This is a genomic window from Archangium gephyra (assembly GCF_042230915.1).
GTDB classification, from domain to species: domain Bacteria; phylum Myxococcota; class Myxococcia; order Myxococcales; family Myxococcaceae; genus Archangium; species Archangium gephyra_B.
Map to the genome: position 1 here is coordinate 2,683,088 of NZ_CP102578.1, position 19,471 is coordinate 2,702,558.

The following is a 19,471-nucleotide window of genomic DNA, read 5'->3' on the forward strand; positions in this document are numbered from 1 at the left end:
CGAGTATGGCGACGTTGGATGGGGAACGGGGCTGACACTACCGGGGACCGGCCTCGAGGAGGAGTGCGCCCGCGAGGTCATAGGCCTTCACGGGCACGCGGGCAGCGGGGCTCGTGGGGTACTCGCGCGCCAGCAGGGAGAAGTGCCAGGTGTCCTCCGCGGGGCCTCCGTCCGCACGCGCCCGCTGCCGCAGCGTCCCCTCCAGCGTGAAGCCCAGCTTGCGTGCCACCGCGGCGCTGGCCTCGTTGCCCACCGCCGCCTGGATATCCATGCGCTCGAGCCCGTCCACCTCGAAGGCCACCCGCACCAGCGCCGAGACCATCTCGGTGGCCACGCCCTTTCCCGTGTGCCGCGAGTCCACCCAATAGCCGAGCTCCCGCGCTGTCGCCTCCCCCCGCGCCAGCAGCGCCAACTCCCCCAGCAACTCCCGCTGGTCCGCATCGAGCACCACGTGGATGCGATCCTGATCCAGATCGAATTTGCCCCGCAGCCGGCGCACGAGCTGGAGGTGCTCCGCCACGGGACGGGGCTCCTCCCGGGCCCAGGTGAACCACGGCAGGAGCGCCTCACGGTTGGCCGCGACGGCCGCCTGGCGCAGGGGCGCCAGCTCGGGTGAGTAGCAGCGCAGCACGAGGCGCTCGGTGCGGATGAGGTAAGCGGGAGGGGTGGCCATGGTCCGCGACCCTACCGGAGCCCTGTCCCGGGGTGGGGTCTGGAGTCCCCGGTGCGTGGACCCCCAGACGGGGGAGGTGGGGACGGGAGACCCCAGGCGCCCGAGTCCTTTCGCGGGGTTGGCGTCGGCCCTCGCCTTGCTCCTGTCCGGGGCAGGGAGGAAGAGCCGATGCGAATCGACAGCGCGGGTTGGACGCACGTGGGACGCCGCTCCCACAACGAGGATGCATGGATGGCGCGGGCGGACCTGGGCCTGTTCGTGGTGGCGGATGGACTCGGTGGCTACGAGGGCGGTGAGGTGGCCAGCCGGTGCGTGGTGGAGGCCTTCTCCGGCTTCTGCGAGCGCGTGGCCAGGGATCCCGAGGCCACCTGGCCCCATTGCCCGCGGCCGGGCCACTGCCGCGAGGAGGACCTGCTGCTCAACTGCACCCTGCTCGCCCAGCGTGCGGTGCTCTCGCGCCGCGTGGGACAGCTGCGCGAGATGGGCTCCACCGTGGTGGCGCTCGCCCTGGGGGCCCGGAGCGCGGCCGTGGCGCACGTGGGGGACAGCCGGCTCTACCGGCTGCGCGGCGGGCGGCTGGAGGCGCTGACCCGTGACCACTCCCTCCTCGAGGAGATGCGCCAGGCCGGTGTCGAGACGCCCGGGCGGGGGGAGAGTCCCTACGGGCACGTCATCACCCGCGCGCTGGGGACGCAGAACGCGGAGCCCACCGTGCGGCGGCTCGAGGTGCGGGCGGGGGATGTGTACCTGCTGTGCTCGGATGGGCTGTACGAGCCACTCGGGCCGGAGCGGATGGCCGCCCAGTTGGGGCAGGGCAGGGCCGCGGGCGTGGCCGAGGCCCTGGTGGAGGAGGCCTACGCGGCGGGCGGCCGGGACAACATCACCGCCATCGTGGTGGGCGTGGGCGCGCCTTAAGGGGACTCCGGGGGGCCGCGCAGGGGCAGCTTCACGCGGAAGGACGCGCCTTCTCCCGGGCGGCTCTCCGCGCTCACGCTTCCCCCCAGCCACTCCACCACCTGCCGGGTGATGTAGAGCCCCAGTCCGAGCCCGCCGTAGTGCCGCTCCGACACGGCGCGCTCGAACTTCCCGAAGATGCGGCCCAGGTGCTCGGGCTCGATGCCAATCCCCTCGTCCCGCACCTGCAGCAGCGCCCACTCGCCCTCCGCCTCGACGCGCACGTACACCGGCTTGCCCGCGCCATACTTGATGGCATTGGACAGCAGGTTCACCACCACCTGCTCCACCCGGAGCCGGTCCCACCGGCCCACCACGCTCTGCCCGGCCCGAAGCTCCAGCAGGCACCCCGCCTTCACCGCCTGCGGCTCGAACTGCGCCACCACCTCGCGCACCACCGTGGACAGGTCCACCTCGTCCAGCTGGAGCTGGAGCCGGCCCGTGGAGATGCGCGAGACATCCAGCAGGTCATTCACCAGGTCCGCCAGGCGCTTCACCTGCCGGCGCATCACCTCGATGTCCTTGGGCAGCCGCTCGGCCGGGATGGCCCGCGCCTCGGCGGTCCTCGCCAGCACCTGGAGCTTGAGGCTCAACGGCGTGAGGGGCGTCTTCAGCTCGTGGCTGGCCACGGACAGGAATTCGTCCCGGGTCCGCACGGCCTCGGCCAGCTCCCGGAGGATGCGCTCCCGCTCCTCGGCGTCGCGCTTGCGCTCGGTGATGTCGGAGACGGTGCCCACCCACTCGCGCACGGAGCCATCCGGTTTGAACAGGGGCACGCCCCGCGCCAGCACGTCGCTGTAGCCTCCTGTCTTGCGGCGCAGCCGATACTCGACTTCATAGAAGCCGCGCGACTCGTACGCCCTCCGCCAGGCCTCATACGCCTTGGGCTGGTCCTCCGGGTGGATGGCATCGAGCCAGCCATAGCCCCGCCACTCCTCGTAGCTCTGGCCCGTGAAGGCCCTCCACGAGGGCGAGTCCTCCACCACGTTGCCCGTCGCATCGGCGCTCCAGAGCACGATGGAGGTGGCCTCGGCGAAGGCGCGGAACCGCTCCTCGCTGCATTGCAGATTGGCGGCGAGCGCCTCGGTCCTCTGCCGCGCACGCACCTGTTCGGTGTCGTCGGGCACCTCCAGCACCGGGGCTGTCCGCTCCCCCTCGAGGCGTTCGAGCAGAGCCTTCACCCGGGTGCGCAGGACGTCCGGATCCACCGGTTTGAGCAGGTACTCCACGGCGCCGCATGCGCAGCCCCGCAGCAGCAGCGCCTCCTCCCGCGGCGTGGGGGTGAGGAGCAGGAGAGGGACACGCTGGACGAGTGACTCGACAACCTCCAGGCCGGGGGCTTGGACGTCCGCCAGGACACAGCCCCACCGCTCCCGGAAGAGCTGATCGCGGGTCTCGTGGCCCGACGTGGCGTGCACCAGGGGGTAGCCCAGGGGCGCGAGCGCCTCGCTCACGGACTGGAGATCCGCCGCGATGTGCTCCACCACCAGGATGCTGGCGGGCGAGGGCGTGGCTGACACCTGGGAAGACACTTCCCCTCCTTCGTCGCTGCGGAGGCCTCGCCCCGAGGCACCGGCCTCCTGAAGAAGGATAGGTACGGCCGAGGGGCGTCAGTCGGGCTCCTCGGAGAGCAGGCCATGGCGCCGGGCCAGGGCTCGCAGGTGCTTGCGATCCACTCCCGCCTGCCGCGCCGCCTCCGAGAGGTTGCCACCCGCCCGCGCCAGCACGTCGCGCAGGTAGTGCCGCTCGAAGGCCTCCACCAGCGCCTGCTTCGCCTCCGAGAAGGGCAGGTCCGTGCGCAACGGCACCTCCGGCCCCGTCCCCTGCGGTTGGAGCGACAGGCGCAACTCCTCGAAGCCCTGGGCCCCGCGCGAGAGCACCAGCGCCCGCTCCAGCACGTTGCGCAGCTCGCGCACGTTGCCCGGCCAGTCGTGCCCCGAGAGCACCTCCAGCCCCGGGCCCCGGATGGGTCCGGGCTCGAAGCCCCTGCGGCGCAGCAGCTCCGCCACCAGCAGCGGCAAGTCCTCGCGGCGCTGCCGCAACGGGGGCAGGGGCAGCGTCACCACCGCCAGCCGGTAGTAGAGGTCCGGCCGGAAGGTGCCCTCGGCCACCGCCAGCGAGAGGTCCACCCGCGAGGCCGCCACCACCCGCACGTCCACGGCCTGCTCGGCGTCTCCGCCCACCGGGCGCACCCGGCGCTCCTCCAGCACGCGCAACAGCCGCGCCTGCACCGACGGTGGAATGCCCGCCAGCTCGTCGAGGAAGAGCGTGCCACCGTGGGCCCGCACGAAGGCGCCCGAGCGCGCCGCGAGCGCCCCCGTGAAGGCCCCGCGCACGTGGCCGAACAGCTCGCTCTCCACCAGCCCCTCTGGCAGCGCGCCGCAGTCCACCGCCACGAAGGGCCCCTTGCGCCGGGCGCTCGCCTCGTGGAGCGCGCGCGCCACCACCTCCTTGCCCGTCCCCGTCTCCCCCTGGATGAGCACCGTCGTGTCCGTGGGCGCCACGTGCTCCAGCACCGCGAACAGCTCGCGCATGGCCAGGCTCTCGCCCACCAGCTCTCCGAAGCGCCGCGCCTGGCTCGGCGCCACCTCCCACGCCTGGCCCTCGGCCTGGATGCGCAGGAAGCTCCGCCCCACCTTGAGCGTGGCGCCCACGCGCACCCGCGCCTCCCCAATCCGCGAGCCCTCGTACAGCGTGCCGTTGCGGCTGCCGAGGTCCCTCACCACGAAGCCCGCTCCCTCCGTGTGGACCTCCAGGTGCTCGCCCGAGACGCGAGGGTCGCTCAGCCGCAGCGCGCAGCCCTCGCGCGTGCCCACCCGCACGGGGGACTCGCCGAGCGCCACCGCGCGCCCCGCGTCGGGCCCATCGATGACGACGAGCTGACAGCGCCGGGGCGGGGTGCTCCCGGAGGACTCATTCTGGGTGGCGAGGGCGGTCTTGGACACGGTGGCTGCGCTAGTCTAGGGCGGGTGAGGGAGTTGCCGCGACAGCTGGGTCCCTATCGCCTTGTGCGCCGGCTGGGCGCGGGGGGCATGGCCGAGGTGTTCCTCGCGTTGGCCTTCGGGGCCAGCGGCTTCGAGAAGCGCGTGGTGCTCAAGGTGCTGCGCCCCGAGCACGTGGGCAATCCCACCTACGAGCGCATGTTCCTCGAGGAGGGCCGGCTGGGCGCGCGGCTGAGCCACCGCAACCTCGTGGGGGTGCACGACCTGGGGTACGCGGACGGGGCGTACTACGTGCGGCTGGACTACGTGGAGGGCGCGGACCTGGCGAGCCTCCTGGCACGCGGGCGGCCCGGGGCGGCGCTGGCGCTCTTCGTGGCGGACGAGCTCGCGCTGGCACTCGCCGCGGTGCACGGGCTGGAGGACGAGGCGGGCCGGCCGCTCGGGCTGGTGCACCGGGACGTGACGCCGTCCAACGTGTTGGTGTCCCGGCTGGGCGAGGTGAAGCTGGCGGACTTCGGCATCGCCAAGGCCACGCTGCTGCGGGAGCAGACGCGCGCCGGGGTGCGCAAGGGGACGTACGCGTACATGTCCCCCGAGCAGGTGCGGGGCGGCGCGCTGGGCCCGGCGAGCGATATTTTCTCGCTGGGCACCACCCTGCACGAGCTGCTCACCGGGCGCCGGCCCTTCGACGGGGAGACGCCCTTCGAGACGATGGAGCGCATCCGCGAGGCGGACGTGGGGCCGCTCGCGGACGTGGAGGAGGAGCTGCGGCCTGTGCTCCGAGCCTGTCTGGCGCGGCGGCCGGAGGACAGGCCGGGCTCGGCCGAGGCGCTGCGCCGGATGCTCTCTCCGCTGCGCCGCGTGCGCGCCGAGGCCGGGCCGCCGGAGCTGGCCCGCTGGGTGCGCGAGGGGCTGGGGCAGGGCGGCGCGGGCGGCTCCTCCAGCGGGACGGTGCTGGAAGACACGTGACGTCCCGTGTCCTGCCGCTCCCTCACTCCACCCGGATGACGACCTTGCCGAAGTGCGCCCCGCTCTTGAGGTGCTCGAAGGCGGCGCGCGCCTCGGCGAACGGGAAGACGCGGTCCACCACCGGACGCACCGCGTGCAGGGTCAGCGCGCGGTTGAGGGCCTCGAAGGACTGGCGGTGCCCCACCAGGATGCCCTGCACGCGCAGGTTGCCCATGAGGATGGGGGTGAGGGCCATGGCTCCCGCGCCACCGCTGAGCACGCCGATGACGGACACCGTGCCCCCGAGCCGCACGGCTTTCAGCGACTTCTCGAAAGTGCCTGCGCCGCCCACCTCCACGACGTGGTCCACGCCGGTGCCGCCGGTGAGGGCGCGCGCCGCCTTGTCCCAGTCCGGCGTCGTCACGTAGTTGATGCCCTCGTGAGCGCCCAGCGCGCGGGCCCGCTCCAGCTTGTCGTCCCGGCTGGAGGTGAGGATGACGCGCGCGCCCATCATCCGGGCGATCTGCAGCGCGAAGATGGAGACGCCTCCGGTGCCCTGCAGCAGCACGGTGTCGCCCGCCTTGAGCCCGCCCAGGGTGACGAGTGCGCTCCACGCGGTGACGGCCGCGCACGGCAGCGTGGAGGCCTCCTCGTCCGTCAGGTACGAGGGGGTGGGGACCACGCCGTCCTCGTGAAGCACCATCGTGTCCGCGAGCGCCCCATCGAGCGGACCGCCCAGCGTGCTGCCCTGCACGGCTCGCGAGGGCTCTCCAGCGAGCCACGCCTGTGCGAAGAGGCCCATCACCCGGTCTCCGGGCTTCACGCGGGTGACGCCCGGTCCCACCGCGTCCACCACGCCCGCTCCATCCGAGTTGGGGACGAGTGGCAGCTTCTGCCGCGGGTTGTAGCGCCCCTCCACCATCATCAGGTCGCGGTAGTTGAGGCTCGTGGCCTTCACCCGCACCCGCACCTGCATGGGCCCCGGCACCGGGTCCGGCCTCTCGGCGGCCACCAGCTTGTCCAGCCCGAATCCGTCTCGAATCTCGTAGACCTTCATGGGGCCGGGTTTCTAACGCGCCTCCTGCCAGACAGAGAACCGTTTCGGCGGTACGGCGCGGAAGCGTTGACTCCCCTGCGGTAGAATCTCGGCATGACGCGGGGATCCTGGGCCCAGAGTGGTGTGGTGGTGCTGTTGTGGCTGGGGGCGCAGGGGTGCGCCCGGGTTCCCGTCTCCCAGGAGTCGGACGTGGATGGGCTCGCCGACTGGCCCGAGCCCGCTCCCGAGGACGAGAAGGAGATCGTGTCCGCCGAGCCCGTGGAGCCCCTCGCGCCGCTCCCGGTGCCTCCCCGCGCCTCCAACCTCCTGGTGCTGGGCGGCGGGGGCGAGCCCTCCAGCAATGAGATCGCCCTGGAGAAGAATGTCCGCTACTTCCAGCGGACGCTCGAGGCGCAGGGGCTCGCGCCCGCTTCCGCCACCGTCTACTTCGCCAATGGGAATGACGGGCAGGCCACGGTGCGCTACCTCGGGGAAAAGGCGCGCGAGCAGTTCAAGGCCCCCGAGATTCCCCACCTGAAGGGACCGGCAACCCTGGAGCGCTTCCTGGAGTGGGTGGATACGAGCGCCCGGGACACGCCCCAGCAGCCGGCCTTCATCTACTTCACGGGGCACGGAGGCTTGAACAGCCAGCACCGCTACAACAACCACCTGGCGCTCTGGGAGGGAGACACGCTGACGGTGCGTGCCTTTGGCCTCTTCTTGAACCGGCTCCCGAGCACCACTCCCGTGGTCACGGTGATGTCCCAGTGCTACGCCGGCTCGTTCGCCAACTTCATCTACCAGGACGCCAATCCCAAACGTCCGGTGGTGGCGCAGCCTCGCTGTGGCTTCTTCGCCACCGTGGACTTCCTGCCCTCCGTCGGCTGCACGCCGGAGGTGGATGAGGCGGACTACAAGGATTACAGCTCCAGCTTCTTCGCGGGCCTCAGTGGGCGGAGCCGGACGGGGAAGGCGGTGGACTCGGCCGACTATGATGGGGACGGCCGGGTGAGCTACGCGGAGGCCCACGCGTTCGCCAAGGTGGATGGAGAGACCACGGATCTGCCCATCTCCACCTCGGAGGCCTGGTTGCAGCGGCGCGCCACGCGGCGCGACAGGCGCCGCTTCCTCTCCGCCCCCATCCTGGAGGTGCTGCGCGGCGGGCGCCCGGATCAGCGGCATGTCGTGGAGTCGCTCGTGCGCAGGCTGGGCTTTCTTCCCGAGTTGTCCGTGCGCGACAACCTCAAGACCGCGATGCCTCGGACGGAGGAGGCCGCGGCCTATGTCGAGCGCCTCTACTTGGAGCTGATCAACATCGGCATGCAGGAGAAGCTCCGCGCGTCGGCGTCGTCACAGGCGCTCTCCGTCCTCGATCGGCTGCTCCAGTGCGAGAACGGCTCCTGGGACACACCGCCGGGCGCGGCTCCCGTGCCGGTGCCGGTGGAAGCTCCCGAGGTGGAAGCGGCGGCCCAGGAATGAGCAACACGTACACCTTCGGTGACAACGACCGCGCCAGTGAGCGCCTGCGGCAACTCGCGGAGGTCTACGCGCCCAGCTCTCGCGCATTCCTCGAGGAGGTTCGCGCCCTGCTGGGACGGGTCCCCGCCCTGGCGTGCGATCTCGGGTGTGGACCCGGCCATACGACCCGGCTCGTGCACGAGGTGAGCGGCGCGGCGGAGACGATCGGGCTCGAGGCCTCGGAGCGGCACCTCGCGCGGGCGGCTGGTGGCGCGGGAGTCCGGTTCGCGGTCCACGACGTCACCCGCACGCCCTTCCCGTGCCCGCCCGCGGAGCTCATCTACGTGCGCTTCCTGTTCACCCACCTCACCGAGCGGCCGCGGGTTCTCCGGGACTGGACGGCACAGCTCGCCCCGGGCGGCCTCCTGGCGCTCGAGGAGCTCGACACGATGATCGGCTCGGTCCCGGCGCTGCAGCGCTACTACGCCATCGTCGAGGCGATGCAGCGCGCGCACGGGCAGGATCTGCACGTCGGCCGGGCGCTCCCGGCGCTCGCGCGCGAGGCGGGCGTGGAGGTCGTGCGGGATCAGGTGGCGCGCATGAAGTTGCCGGGCCACCGCATGGCCTCTCTCCACTACCTGAACATCCAGACGTGGAGGAGCGACGCCTTCGTTTCGGCTCACTACTCCTCCGCGGAGCTCGACACGCTGGAGGCGGAGCTCCGGGAACTCGCGGCCCACCCCGACCCGGCCGTGTTCGTCGACTACCACATGCGGCAGATGGTGCTCGCGGCGCGCGCGTAGCTACGGAGGGTTGAAGGTGCCTGCCTTCCATTGCTCGAGCGTTCTCTCCGCAGAGAAACCGACCAGCCCGTCAACGTGCTCGGAGATGTCCGTGAGCACCCGTACCCCTTCGTCCGGTGCGAACTCCAACACCGAGCCCGCAGCCCAACAACGGGTTCTCAGGTAGCCAGATGCGGCCAGAGATGGGAGACAAGGATGCCTTCATTCGCGAACATCTTGTCTCCTCGTGCGTTGGTGACCAGCTCACCACCTGCATGGTGTATGGCGATGACCTTCCAATCGTCATTGAAGACCGGGGAGCCGCTGGAGCCAGGGAGCGTGTCCGTGCTGTATTGCAATCGGTGCTCGTAGACGTTGACGACTTGGTTCGCCGTGAGTGCGATCTGCTTCGGTCCTCCCTGCGGGTGCTGGATGATGGTGACATGGTCGCCCGGCTTGGGGCGCGCTGCGGGATCCAGCTCCAGCACGCCCCAGGAAGCAAGGGGAGGCGCGCCACCGCCTGCCTCCGCGACCTCTACGCAGCAGAAGTCGAGCTGCGCATCCGCGACGAGTGTGGATGCCTTGAGCGTGTAACAATGGGGATTCTGGAGCCGGGAATGGATGTCCTCCTCATAGTTGAACTCCACCCTGCTCCCGGCAGCAGTCTCAACGTCTGGAAGGACATGATGGTTGGTCAGGAGCCTGTTGCCTCGTAGCAGGAAGCCGGTCCCGCGCGACGTGGGGGTCACGATGCGGCAGACGCTCCTCGCCACTTCGATGCCTCGATGAAGCCAGGCCATGCTCTTGAGGTGGTTGCTCCCGAAGATCTGCTCCAGCGCTTGGCTGGCGGGCACTGGAAACGGGCTGGCGATGAGCCCCGATGATGGCGCGGATCGTTGGAGCTGCTCGGGGATTTCGTCGACGAGCTCGATGAGCGCCTGATTGATGCGGTTCCGCTGCACCTCCGCATCGGTGGAGCTCATCAGCCCTGCGCGCTCCTGCCTGCGGATGCGGTGCATCCGGGAAGAGTGCAACAACACTTCATTGTACAGCTCCGAGCTGGCGCCCCTGAGGAACTCCGACAACTGATCGGCGGCAAGCTGCGGTTCGTCCTTTCGGATGAGTTCCTTGATACCCGCGAGGAACGCGCGCCGGGGCTCTGGATTGACACTCATGGGCGATGGCTCAAACGGGAAGGGCCCGGAGGTGATCCTGCCGGATCTGCAGGGCCGGCAAGGTGGTGCAGTACAGCAACAACGCGACGATGCCCGGAAGCGACACGAAGAGAATCATGGGGTAGGTGAAGTTGATGATGCCCCATGCCGCCGCCAGCCAGAGGGACTTCCTCTTAGCGCGGAACACATGAACCCAGCTCGCGAGGATGACCAAGACCAGCAAGCCCCCTCCGATGGAGGCCCCCGCCGCCGCGAGCCACGAGATGCTCATTGCCAACACCATGTAGCAGAAGATGGGCGCCAGGAACCATATGATGCTTCCCCATTGCGCGCTGCCGACGAAGAGGATGACAGAGGCAAACAGGGTCGTGAGGGTGAGTATCCAGAAACCCTTGCGGATGAGCGATGCCGAGCCCAACGCCCCCACGGCTGGGTCGGGCACTGGATGGGAAACCTTTCGGGCTTCATGGTAGTCCTTCAACGTCCACAATCGCTCTCTGATCCGGCGGAGCAGTTCGGGGTCAGCCACCCCCTGTCCAATAACAAGCGACACTCCCCTGTTGTTGATGGCGCTGAGCAGGTCCATCACGTTCTTATGCTCGACCGCGCCGTATTTCACGAGCACGGCACCATGCGCGCTCCGAATCCCAGAGCAGTACGAGTCCGAGCTCTCCACGCTCACACTCATGAGAATGACACAGTTATCGAGCTTTTCGAACAGTGCGGTGTCTATCGCCAGGGTCTCCGGGTCGACAAGCTGGGTGATTCGCTCATGCATCAACCATGAGGATAGAAAGGCGGGAGAGTTGATGACCATGAGGCAGTACCAGAAGCCAAGCACTTTCGGGTACCACCTCGTCCTGGAACGGAAAGGAAGTGATTTGAGGTTCCGGGATTGCAGATAGAGCCAATACAGTGATGCGGCCACGGAGATGGCCAGTACCTGCCACAGAAAGACGGAGGGGTCTGGAATATCGCTGAGGCTTGGAGTGAGCAGTGCGACAGGCACTGTCACGAGGATGAGGAGACAAGCCCAGAGGTGGACATGGTGGAAGCGCAGCATCCAGAACTCCGGGTGATGCAAGAGCAGCCGGCGGTCCAGGTCGCGAAGCAGGCAGAGCACGGCGTTCATGAGTGGGGTTCCGCCGCGAGCAGCCGGCGTGATGAGTTGCTGATGTTCCGGAAGTATCGGACCTCCAGCAGCGGCTCCGCGAGCAGCGCCCGAAGGATGGCCGTGCTCGAGATATTCAGAGGAGTGTGGATCAGGAGGTTCCGGCCACTCGATTCGACGCGGATGGCCTGGAAGCAGGACAGCGTCCTCTGTATCAGCTCGAGGGGGGCGGAGCATCCCAGCTCATAGCTGTTCATGCTGCGTGAATTCCCGAGCTCTCCTACGTGGCCGCAGAACCGGAGCCGCCCATTGTCAAGCACCAGGATTTGGTCCGCGACCGATTCGATCTCGAACAGGTGCTGCGAACTGACGATGACCGCCAGCGGGTTGCTCATTGAATTCGCCAGGTCCCGCAGGTCCTGGAGGAAGATCTGCTGGGAGTTGGTGTCCAGGGGGGCGAGGGGCTCGTCCAATACGAGGAGCCAGGGGCTGCTGACGAGGGCCTTGGCCAGCTCGAAGCGCATCTGGAACCCTCCAGAGAGCTGGTTCCTGCGAACGTTGCGGTACTTCTCGAGACCCAGTCGGTGGAGGATGAACTCGACCTCGTCCTCATTGGCCTCTCCGTTGATACCGCGCAAACTCGCATGCAGCATCAGTTGCTCGACAACAGTGCCGTGCCAGGGCGGTGGCTGCTGCTGCACATAGGCGATGCGGTCGCGGAGTTCCAGCCACTCGAACGAGGCCGGCTCGAGGGCGGGATACAGGAGCTCGCCCTCATCGGCGAGCAGGGTTCCGGCGAGGATCTGTAGGAGCGTCGTCTTTCCACTGCCATTAGTGCCGACGACACCCGTGATCTCTCCCGCGCGGGCCGCGATTGAAACTCCCGCAAGTGAGAACGTGAAGGCGCGGCTCCGGTAAGTCTTGCCCAGATCGATGCACTGGAGAATGGGTGGAGGCAGCTGCGAGTCCTGCTCCGCACCGCTTTGGGCTATGCGTCTTCGGAGAAGGAATTCCTGGCGGGCATTCTCAAGCGCGGTCTGCCCTGGAGCGGGCCGGGAGGTGCGCCCCGAATCCGGAGCCTCGGGCCTCGAAGCGCCGTCAGCATGAAGACGCTTGAGTGCTTCGTCGCGGAGCACATCCGCGAGCCCGAACATCCTGAAGAGCAGACGGTTCCTCGCATGCTCCGTGGAGTCCGCACGGCCGAACCGGCGCTCATCCTCGGCGAGTCGGCCGTATTCCGCGGTCAAGAGGATTGCTTCATTCAGGAGGTCTCTGCGGGGCTCGAACTCCTTCGCGAGATCCAAGAGCCGTTTCGTCCCTCGAGCGAGGTCGTTGGACTGAATGAGGGCTTTGACCTCTTCGTAGCGTGCGGCGAGGACACCTTGGTCATTCGTGTTCATGGCGAGGAGCGATCGCAGCGTATTACAACTGCGAGACTCGCAACACGAGGGGAGTCCGGAGGACGCACTCCGGATGGTGCCTACCTACTCCCCGAGTACACACCGTCCAGCGACAGCAGGGTGACGTTGCCGCCCTCTAGGAGGAGCGTCGAGGCGGTAGCCGGTGTCGAGCACGAGCTGGATGGATCTGTCTTTGCCGGTGCTGCCGTCTGTCAGTTCGAGCCGGAACCCGTGTCTGGGCTCCTGGTTCACAGTGCACGTGCTGAAGAGCGTGGCGGCCGCGTGCCCATGGAGCGTGAATTGATGGACGGGTTGGACATTGCCGCGCTTCTCCGGGCTCGCTGATGGTCTGGAGGGGGCGAGTGGGATGCCCGGGAGACCCTCACCCCAGCCCTCTCCCAAAGGGAGAGGGGGCATTCACGGTGGCGAACCTGGGGACCTCGATACCCTCACCCCGTCCCTCTCCCGGCGGGCGAGGGGATATTGGCGACAGTGGGCATGTTGCGCGGTGAGGCTCAGCCCGCCTCGCCACCGTCGATGTTGTAGGCCGCCCCCGTGATGGTGGCCGCCGCGTCCGAGCTCAGGAAGAGGCACAGCGCCGCCACTTCCTCCGGCTGGATGACCCGGCCCATCGCGTTCATGTTCGCCAGCGCCGCGTGCGCCTCCTGCTCCGAGCGGCCCGTGCTCTTCGAGATCGCCGCCTTCGCGTTCGTGAGCATGTCCGTCTCCACCCAGCCCGGATTCACGATGTTCACCGTCACGTTCTTGCGCGCCCACTCCACCGCCAGCGACTTCGTCAGCCCCAGCAGCGCGTGCTTCGACGCGCAATACGCCGACGTGTACTTCACCCCCCTCGTCGCCGCCATGCTCCCGATGTTGATCACCCGGCCCCCTCCCGCCGCCGCCATCGCCGGAATCAGCTCCCGGCTGAAGAGGAAGGGCGCCGTCACGTTCACCGCCATCACCCGCTGGAAGTCCTGCGTCGTCGTCTTGTTCAGCGGCCCCGATACCGAAATCCCCGCGTTGTTCACCAGCACCCGCGGCGTTCCCGCCTCCAGAATCCGTTGGGTCGCCGCCAGCACCGCCGCCTCGTCCGCCACGTCCACCGCCAGCGGGCGCACCGCTCCTCCCAACTCGCGCGCCAGCTCCTCCAATGCCTCCGTCGCCCGCGCCAGCGCCCATACCTGGTAGCCGTCCTTCACGTAGGCCTGCACCAGGGCCCGGCCGATTCCCCGGCTCGCGCCCGTTACCACCGCCGTCTTCTGGGTCGTCGTCATGGTCCCGGACCATAGCCGCACCTCGTTCCCCTGGCCCACCCGGTGGTACAAGCCCCCAGCCCCGTCCCATCCCTGGAGGACCCTCCCCATGCCTCGCGCGGACATCACCGATCTCTTCCGCATCGACGACCTGCTCTCCCCCGAGGAGAAGGCCGCCCGCGACACCGTCGCCCGCTTCGTCGACTCCGAGGTGCTCCCCATCATCGGCACGCACTTCCGCGAGGGCACCTTCCCCTCCCACCTCGTGCCCCGCCTCGGGGAGCTGGGCGTGCTCGGCGCCAACCTCCAGGGCTACGGCTGCGCCGGGATGAACACCGTCAGCTATGGCCTCATCCTCCAGGAGCTCGAGCGCGGTGACTCGGGGCTGCGCTCCTTCGCCTCCGTGCAGGGCTCGCTCTGCATGTTCCCCATCCACGCCTACGGCAGCGAGGCGCAGAAGCAGCGCTTCCTGCCCGGCCTGGCCCGCGGCGAGCTCATCGGCTGCTTTGGGCTCACCGAGGCCGACTTCGGCTCCAACCCCGGCGGCATGCGCACCCGCGCCCGCCGCGGTGGCGATTCTTGGATCCTCAACGGCTCCAAGACGTGGATCACCAATGGCACCATCGCCAACGTGGCCGTCGTCTGGGCCAAGACGGACGAGGGCGGCCCCGAGTCCATCCGCGGCTTCCTCGTGGAGAAGGGGATGCCCGGCTTCACCGCCCGCGAGATTCCCGGCAAGTTCTCCATGCGCGCCTCCACCACCAGCGAGCTGTCCTTCCAGGACGTGCGCGTGCCGGACGCCAACGTGCTGCCCGGCGTCACCGGTCTGCGCGGGCCCCTGTCCTGTCTCAACACCGCGCGCATGACGATCGCCTTCGCCGTCACCGGCGCCGCCATCGCCTGCTTCGAGGGCGCCCGCGAGTACTCGCTCTCCCGCGGCCAGTTCGACAAGCCCATCGCCGCCTACCAGCTCACCCAGGAGAAGCTGGCGGACATGCTGCAGGAGATTGTGAAGGCGCAGCTGCTCTCGCTGCGGCTGGCGCGCCTCAAGGACGAGGGCAAGGCCACCCCCGTCATGGTGAGCCTCGCCAAGCGCAACAACGTGAAGGCCGCGCTGGAGATCGCCCGCGTGGCCCGGAGCATCTACGGCGCCAACGGCATCACCGACGCCTACCCGCCCATCCGTCACCTGCTCAACCTGGAAAGTGTGTACACCTACGAAGGCACGCACGAGGTGCACACGCTGGTGCTCGGCAAGGCCATCACCGGCTACGACGCCTTCAGCTGAGCCCCTCCCCGCGTCTGACCTCAGAGGTAGGTGGGGAACACTCCTGTTGTTGCGTGGGCCAACACCTGGAGCGCTTCGCTGGCTGGAATGGCGCGGAGCGGGCTTCTGGGGAGTGGACTTCCCAGGTCACGCTCGCTAATTCGAGGCTCGCCGCAGCCACCGTCCAGGAGGTCGTGCCGTGGAGGAAGGCAGCCCAGCGAATGTCGAGGCGGGCCCGTCCCAGCCCCCGCGGGAGCGCGAGCCCGCGTGGCGTCACCTCGAGCACCTGTATGAGATCAGCAAGCGGCTGGCGGCCTTCGAGGGAGTGGAGCGCACCTTCGCGGAGGTGATGGCGATTGCCGCCCAGGCCCACCCCCTGTGCACGGCCCTGCTGCTGGTGGGGTTGGACGCGGGCGGCGAGGCCCTGCGGGAACGTCCGGTCCTGATGGGCTGGCGCGCGGAGGACGTGTCGGCCGCGCGGCTCATCGTGGCCGCCGAGAAGGCCGCCGCCACGTATGCCTGGCTGATGGGGGAGACGGCGGTGGAGCCCCAGCACGAGGTGGGGGAGGGGCTGGAGGGGTCGGGCGCGTGGGTCCTCCCGGAGCCCCCCGTGAGGGCCGAGCCGGCGTTCATCACCCTGCCGCTGGTGGCCAAGGGGCTCACCTTCGGCACGCTCCAGGTGGAGCCGGAGGGGGTGTTGGCCGAGGAGGGGCTCGCCTTCCTCGACGCGGTGGCCAACCAGTTCGCCCTGGCCCTGGACCGGCACCATGCGCTGCGGCGCGAGGTGCGCCTGCGCGAGCGCGCGGAGCTGTTCGAGCGGGTCCAGCGCGAGCTGTTGCTGCGCGAGCGTCAGGCTCACCAGGTGGCCGAGGATGCCCACCGGCGCCAGGCCTTCATGGCCGAGGCGAGCGCCATGCTGGCGGGCTCACTGGACTACCGCACCTCGCTTCCCCAGCTCGCGCGCCTGCTGGTTCCCGCGTGGGCGGACTGCTGTGCCATCGATCTGCTGGGGAGCAACGGGGCCGAGCGCATCGCCATGATGGCGGTGGAGCCCGCGGGCCATCCGCTCGGCAGCGGGTCCTTCGTGGCCCAGGTGTTCGCTTCCCATCCCTGGGGGGCCTTCCCGGCCAGCCCCGAGAACCTGCCGGAGGCGCAGACGCCGGTGGAGCGCGCCGAGTGGAGCGGCTTTCCCTCCAACCTCCGGCTGCTCATCCGGGTCCGGGGCCGCACGCTCGGGGCGCTGAGCCTCATCTCCGCCCGGCCGGAGCGCTATGGCCCCGCGGACGTCAGCCTCTTCGAGACGTTGGCCCAGCGCATCGCGACGGCGGTGGACTCGGCGCTGCTCTTCCAGCAGGCGCAGGAGGCGGTGCGCTGGCGCGAGGAGTTGCTCGCCGTCGTCTCCCACGACATCAAGACGCCCCTGCTCGTGGTGCGCATGAACGCGGAGATGCTCCTGAGTGCCGCGCGGCCGCCCGGGGAGGAGCGCCGGCGTCAGGGCCGCCGCCACCTGGAGAACATCCTGCTGGCGGCGGGGCAGATGCGCGATCTCATCGGCGGCATCCTCGACCGGGCGCGCATGCAGGGGATGCCCATGCCGCTGGCGCCCCAGCCCTGGGCGGTGGACGAGCTCTTCCGGCAGGCGGCGGAGGTGCTCCGGCCGCTCGCCTTGAACAAGTCCCAGGACCTGGTGATGGAGGTGAGCCCGGGACTGCCGCGCGTGCGCGCCGACCGGGAGCGCGTGCTGCAGGTGCTCTCCAACCTGGTGGGCAACGCCATCAAGTTCACCCCCTCGGGAGGCACTGTCACCCTGCGGGCCCGGAAGGTGGATGGGATGGTGCGCATCTCGGTGAAGGACAACGGGCCGGGCATCGCGCCCGAGGACGTGCCGCACCTCTTCGAGCGCTTCTGGCGTGCCTCCGGCGTGAACGAGCGGGGCACCGGGCTGGGGCTGAGCATCGTCAAGAGCATCGTGGAGGCGCACGGGGGCACCCTCTGGGTGGAGACCCAGCTGGGCGCGGGCAGCACCTTCTTCTTCACCCTGCCCGCCGAGCCCTGAGCGGGCGTCAGGGCCTCAGCCCGTCCACTCCAGCGCCGCCTCCACCGCGAGGTGGTCGGAGACGCGCTCGTCGAGCGTGCGGTGGTGCGTGAAGCGCAGCTCGGGGGAGGCGAGAATCCAATCCAGCCGCAGCCTGGGCGCGTGGGCCTTGTAGGTGGGCTCGCCGCCGCCCGGTGCGTGGGTGTGCAGGGAGAGCGTCTGCATCATCCGCTCGAGGCCCACGCCCGGGTTGCCCCGGCGCGAGTTCATGTCTCCCATCACCACGCGCGGCCGCTGGGGGCGGCGCTGAAGGGCCTCGGTGATGCGGAGCGCCTGCTGCTGGCGCCGGGGCTCGGAGGAGAAGTCCAGGTGGGCCGACACCACGTCCACCACGCGGCCGCCGCCCAGGTCCACGGCGGCCAGCACATAGCCCTTGTCCACGGGCCGGATGCCCTCGAAGCGCCACGACTCCGTCTCCACCAGCGGCCGGTGGGAGAGCAGCGCGGTGCCCCGGTTGCAGAAGCCGCCGAGGTGCAGGTGGGGGCCGTGGAACAGGTGCGTGTAGCCCGCGCGTTCCGCCAGCCGCTCCAGCGGGTCCACCTTCCCGCTGAGCAGCCCGGCCCGGTCCACCTCCTGGAGCGCCACCACGTCCGCGTTCTCCCGCGCGAGCAGCCCGGCCATCCGGTCCAGGTGCTCCAGCAGCCGGGGGCGCGGGAGCAGGAAGGGGAGGGGGACGGGAAGCGTGGGCGCGCCATGCGCGATGTTCAGCGTGAGCACCTGGAACATGGACGGAATCTAGGGGTGCGTGGCGCCTTGCGTCATGCTTCCACCCCGCGTGTGGGCTCGCCCGGAGAGCAGCCCTGCGCTCGTGAGAGGTCCGCACATCAGGGCCCGGGTGGTGTACATGGAGGAGCCATCCGCTTGAACCCGGAGCCATTTGCATGAGCACCAGCCCCCGGCTGAACACCGCCACCGCCGCCAACTCGTCCGAGCGCATCTGGGAGGAGGAGATCCTTCCCCGGCTGCACGAGTACATCCGCATCCCCAACAAGTCCCCCGCCTTCGAGGCGGACTGGGCGAAGAAGGGGCACATGGACAAGGCGGTGAAGCTCATCGCCGGCTGGTGCGAGTCCCAGGCGAAGCACATCCCCGGGCTGAAGGTGGAGGTGGTGACGCTCAAGAACGAGAAGGGCGAGGAGCGCACCCCCGTCATCTACATGGACATCCCGGGCAGCGGGGATGACACCGTGGTGCTCTACGGCCACCTCGACAAGCAGCCGGAGATGACGGGCTGGCGCGCGGGCCTCTCCCCCTGGGAGCCGGTGCGCGAGGGCGACAAGCTCTACGGCCGCGGTGGCGCCGATGACGGCTACTCGGCCTTCGGCTCGCTCGCCGCCATCCGCCTGCTCAAGGAGCAAGGCATTGCGCACGCGCGCTGCGTGGTGCTCATCGAGGCCTGCGAGGAGAGCGGCAGCTATGATCTGCCCGCGTACATCGAGCACCTGGCCCCGCGCATCGGCAAGGCCTCGCTCGTGGTGTGCCTGGACTCCGGCTGCGCCAACTACGAGCAGCTGTGGATGACCACCTCGCTGCGCGGGCTCGTCTCCGGCAACCTGCGCGTGGACATCCTCAACGAGGGCGTGCACTCGGGTGACGCGAGCGGCATCGTGCCCTCGTCCTTCCGCATCCTGCGGCAGATCCTCTCGCGCGTGGAGGACGAGCAGACGGGCCGCATCCGCGTCGATGGCCTCCAGGTCCACATTCCGCAGGCCCGCCGCGAGCAGGCCGCCGCCGTGGCCGAGGTGCTCGGCGAGGAGGTGTACTCGAAGTTCCCCTGGGTGCCCGGTTCCCGTCCGATGACGGTCGACCGTGCCGAGCAGATCCTCAACCGCACCTGGCGCCCGGCGCTCTCCGTCACGGGCGTGGAGGGCATGCCCACCCTGGGCAGCGCGGGCAACGTGCTGCGCCCCTTCACCGCCGTGAAGCTGTCCATGCGGATTCCTCCGCGGTTGGACCCGAAGGCGGCCATCCAGGCCCTCAAGCAGACGCTGGAGGCGGATCCGCCCTACGGCGCCAAGGTGACCTTCGAGGGGGAGAAGGCCAGCGCTGGCTGGGACGCGCCGCCGCTCGAGAAGTGGCTGGAGCAGGCCACGCACGACGCCTCGCGCGCCTTCTTCGGCAAGCCCTTCATGGCCATGGGCGAGGGCGGCACCATCCCCTTCATGGAGATGCTCGGCAAGCGCTTCCCCGAGGCCCAGTTCCTCATCACCGGCGTGCTCGGCCCCAACAGCAACGCGCACGGGCCCAACGAGTTCCTCCACATCCCCACCGGCAAGAAGCTCACCTGCTGCGTGGCCAGCGTCATCGCCTCGCACTTCAACCGGTAGGCACTGACTTCAGCACGCGGGCCCTGGTCCTCGCCGGGCCAGGGCCT

The 19,471-nt window shown here is 69.5% G+C and carries 16 protein-coding genes; 7 read left to right on the forward strand and 9 right to left on the reverse strand.

The window, feature by feature from the left end; translation table 11 throughout:
* Positions 1-37: 37 nt before the first annotated feature.
* Positions 38-673, reverse strand: a complete 636-nt coding sequence (locus NR798_RS10705) for a GNAT family N-acetyltransferase (protein ID WP_375771355.1) — start codon at positions 671-673, stop codon at positions 38-40.
* Positions 674-841: 168 nt separating this feature from the next.
* On the opposite strand from NR798_RS10705, the gene NR798_RS10710 reads away from it, so the two are divergent.
* Complete coding sequence (locus NR798_RS10710; RefSeq protein ID WP_375771356.1) at positions 842-1,588, forward strand: PP2C family protein-serine/threonine phosphatase; 747 nt, start codon at positions 842-844, stop codon at positions 1,586-1,588.
* Here the strand turns inward: NR798_RS10710 and NR798_RS10715 are convergent.
* Positions 1,585-3,159, reverse strand: a complete 1,575-nt coding sequence (locus tag NR798_RS10715; protein ID WP_375771357.1) for an ATP-binding protein — start codon at positions 3,157-3,159, stop codon at positions 1,585-1,587. The two genes, NR798_RS10710 and NR798_RS10715, sit on opposite strands and share 4 nt — an antisense overlap.
* 78 nt (positions 3,160-3,237) lie before the next feature.
* A complete protein-coding gene (locus tag NR798_RS10720; protein WP_375771358.1) occupies positions 3,238-4,572 on the reverse strand; it encodes a sigma 54-interacting transcriptional regulator in 1,335 nt (444 codons plus the stop codon).
* 63 nt (positions 4,573-4,635) lie between these two features.
* Here NR798_RS10720 and NR798_RS10725 point away from each other — a divergent pair, with 63 nt between their 5' ends.
* Entirely contained in the window at positions 4,636-5,538 is a 903-nt protein-coding gene (locus tag NR798_RS10725) for a serine/threonine-protein kinase (protein WP_375773747.1), read from the forward strand.
* 22 nt (positions 5,539-5,560) lie between these two features.
* Here the strand turns inward: NR798_RS10725 and NR798_RS10730 are convergent, their stop codons facing one another.
* A complete protein-coding gene (locus NR798_RS10730; protein WP_375771359.1) occupies positions 5,561-6,574 on the reverse strand; it encodes an NAD(P)-dependent alcohol dehydrogenase in 1,014 nt (337 codons plus the stop codon).
* A 93-nt stretch (positions 6,575-6,667) separates the two neighbouring features.
* On the opposite strand from NR798_RS10730, the gene NR798_RS10735 reads away from it, so the two are divergent.
* Both NR798_RS10735 and NR798_RS10740 read left to right on the forward strand, forming a co-directional pair.
* Positions 6,668-8,032: a Caspase domain-containing protein gene (locus NR798_RS10735; RefSeq protein WP_375771360.1), complete on the forward strand. Its 1,365-nt coding sequence runs from the start codon at positions 6,668-6,670 to the stop codon at positions 8,030-8,032.
* A complete protein-coding gene (locus tag NR798_RS10740) occupies positions 8,029-8,814 on the forward strand; it encodes a class I SAM-dependent methyltransferase (protein ID WP_375771361.1) in 786 nt (261 codons plus the stop codon). The genes NR798_RS10735 and NR798_RS10740 overlap by 4 nt, the downstream gene beginning before the upstream one ends.
* Positions 8,815-8,972: 158 nt before the next feature.
* Here the strand turns inward: NR798_RS10740 and NR798_RS10745 are convergent, their stop codons facing one another.
* The 4 genes from NR798_RS10745 to NR798_RS10760 all read right to left on the reverse strand — a co-directional run bounded on the left by NR798_RS10745 (position 8,973) and on the right by NR798_RS10760 (position 13,756).
* Positions 8,973-9,968, reverse strand: a complete 996-nt coding sequence (locus NR798_RS10745) for a trypsin-like peptidase domain-containing protein (protein ID WP_375771362.1) — start codon at positions 9,966-9,968, stop codon at positions 8,973-8,975.
* Between the two features lie 10 nt (positions 9,969-9,978).
* Complete coding sequence (locus tag NR798_RS10750; RefSeq protein ID WP_375771363.1) at positions 9,979-11,100, reverse strand: hypothetical protein; 1,122 nt, start codon at positions 11,098-11,100, stop codon at positions 9,979-9,981.
* Positions 11,097-12,479, reverse strand: a complete 1,383-nt coding sequence (locus NR798_RS10755) for an ATP-binding cassette domain-containing protein (protein WP_375771364.1) — start codon at positions 12,477-12,479, stop codon at positions 11,097-11,099. The genes NR798_RS10750 and NR798_RS10755 overlap by 4 nt, the downstream gene beginning before the upstream one ends.
* Positions 12,480-12,994: 515 nt before the next feature.
* Positions 12,995-13,756, reverse strand: coding sequence for an SDR family NAD(P)-dependent oxidoreductase (locus NR798_RS10760; protein WP_375771365.1), 762 nt, complete (start codon positions 13,754-13,756; stop codon positions 12,995-12,997).
* 88 nt (positions 13,757-13,844) lie between these two features.
* On the opposite strand from NR798_RS10760, the gene NR798_RS10765 reads away from it, so the two are divergent.
* Entirely contained in the window at positions 13,845-15,023 is a 1,179-nt protein-coding gene (locus tag NR798_RS10765; protein ID WP_375771366.1) for an acyl-CoA dehydrogenase family protein, read from the forward strand.
* A 178-nt stretch (positions 15,024-15,201) separates the two neighbouring features.
* Entirely contained in the window at positions 15,202-17,058 is a 1,857-nt protein-coding gene (locus NR798_RS10770; protein ID WP_375771367.1) for an ATP-binding protein, read from the forward strand.
* Between the two features lie 15 nt (positions 17,059-17,073).
* Here the strand turns inward: NR798_RS10770 and NR798_RS10775 are convergent, their stop codons facing one another.
* On the reverse strand, positions 17,074-17,823 hold the full coding sequence (locus NR798_RS10775) for an endonuclease/exonuclease/phosphatase family protein (protein WP_375771368.1): 750 nt from the start codon (positions 17,821-17,823) through the stop codon (positions 17,074-17,076).
* A gap of 155 nt (positions 17,824-17,978) precedes the next feature.
* On the opposite strand from NR798_RS10775, the gene NR798_RS10780 reads away from it, so the two are divergent.
* Positions 17,979-19,424, forward strand: a complete 1,446-nt coding sequence (locus tag NR798_RS10780; RefSeq protein ID WP_375771369.1) for a M20 family metallopeptidase — start codon at positions 17,979-17,981, stop codon at positions 19,422-19,424.
* The last annotated feature ends 47 nt before the right edge of the window (positions 19,425-19,471 follow it).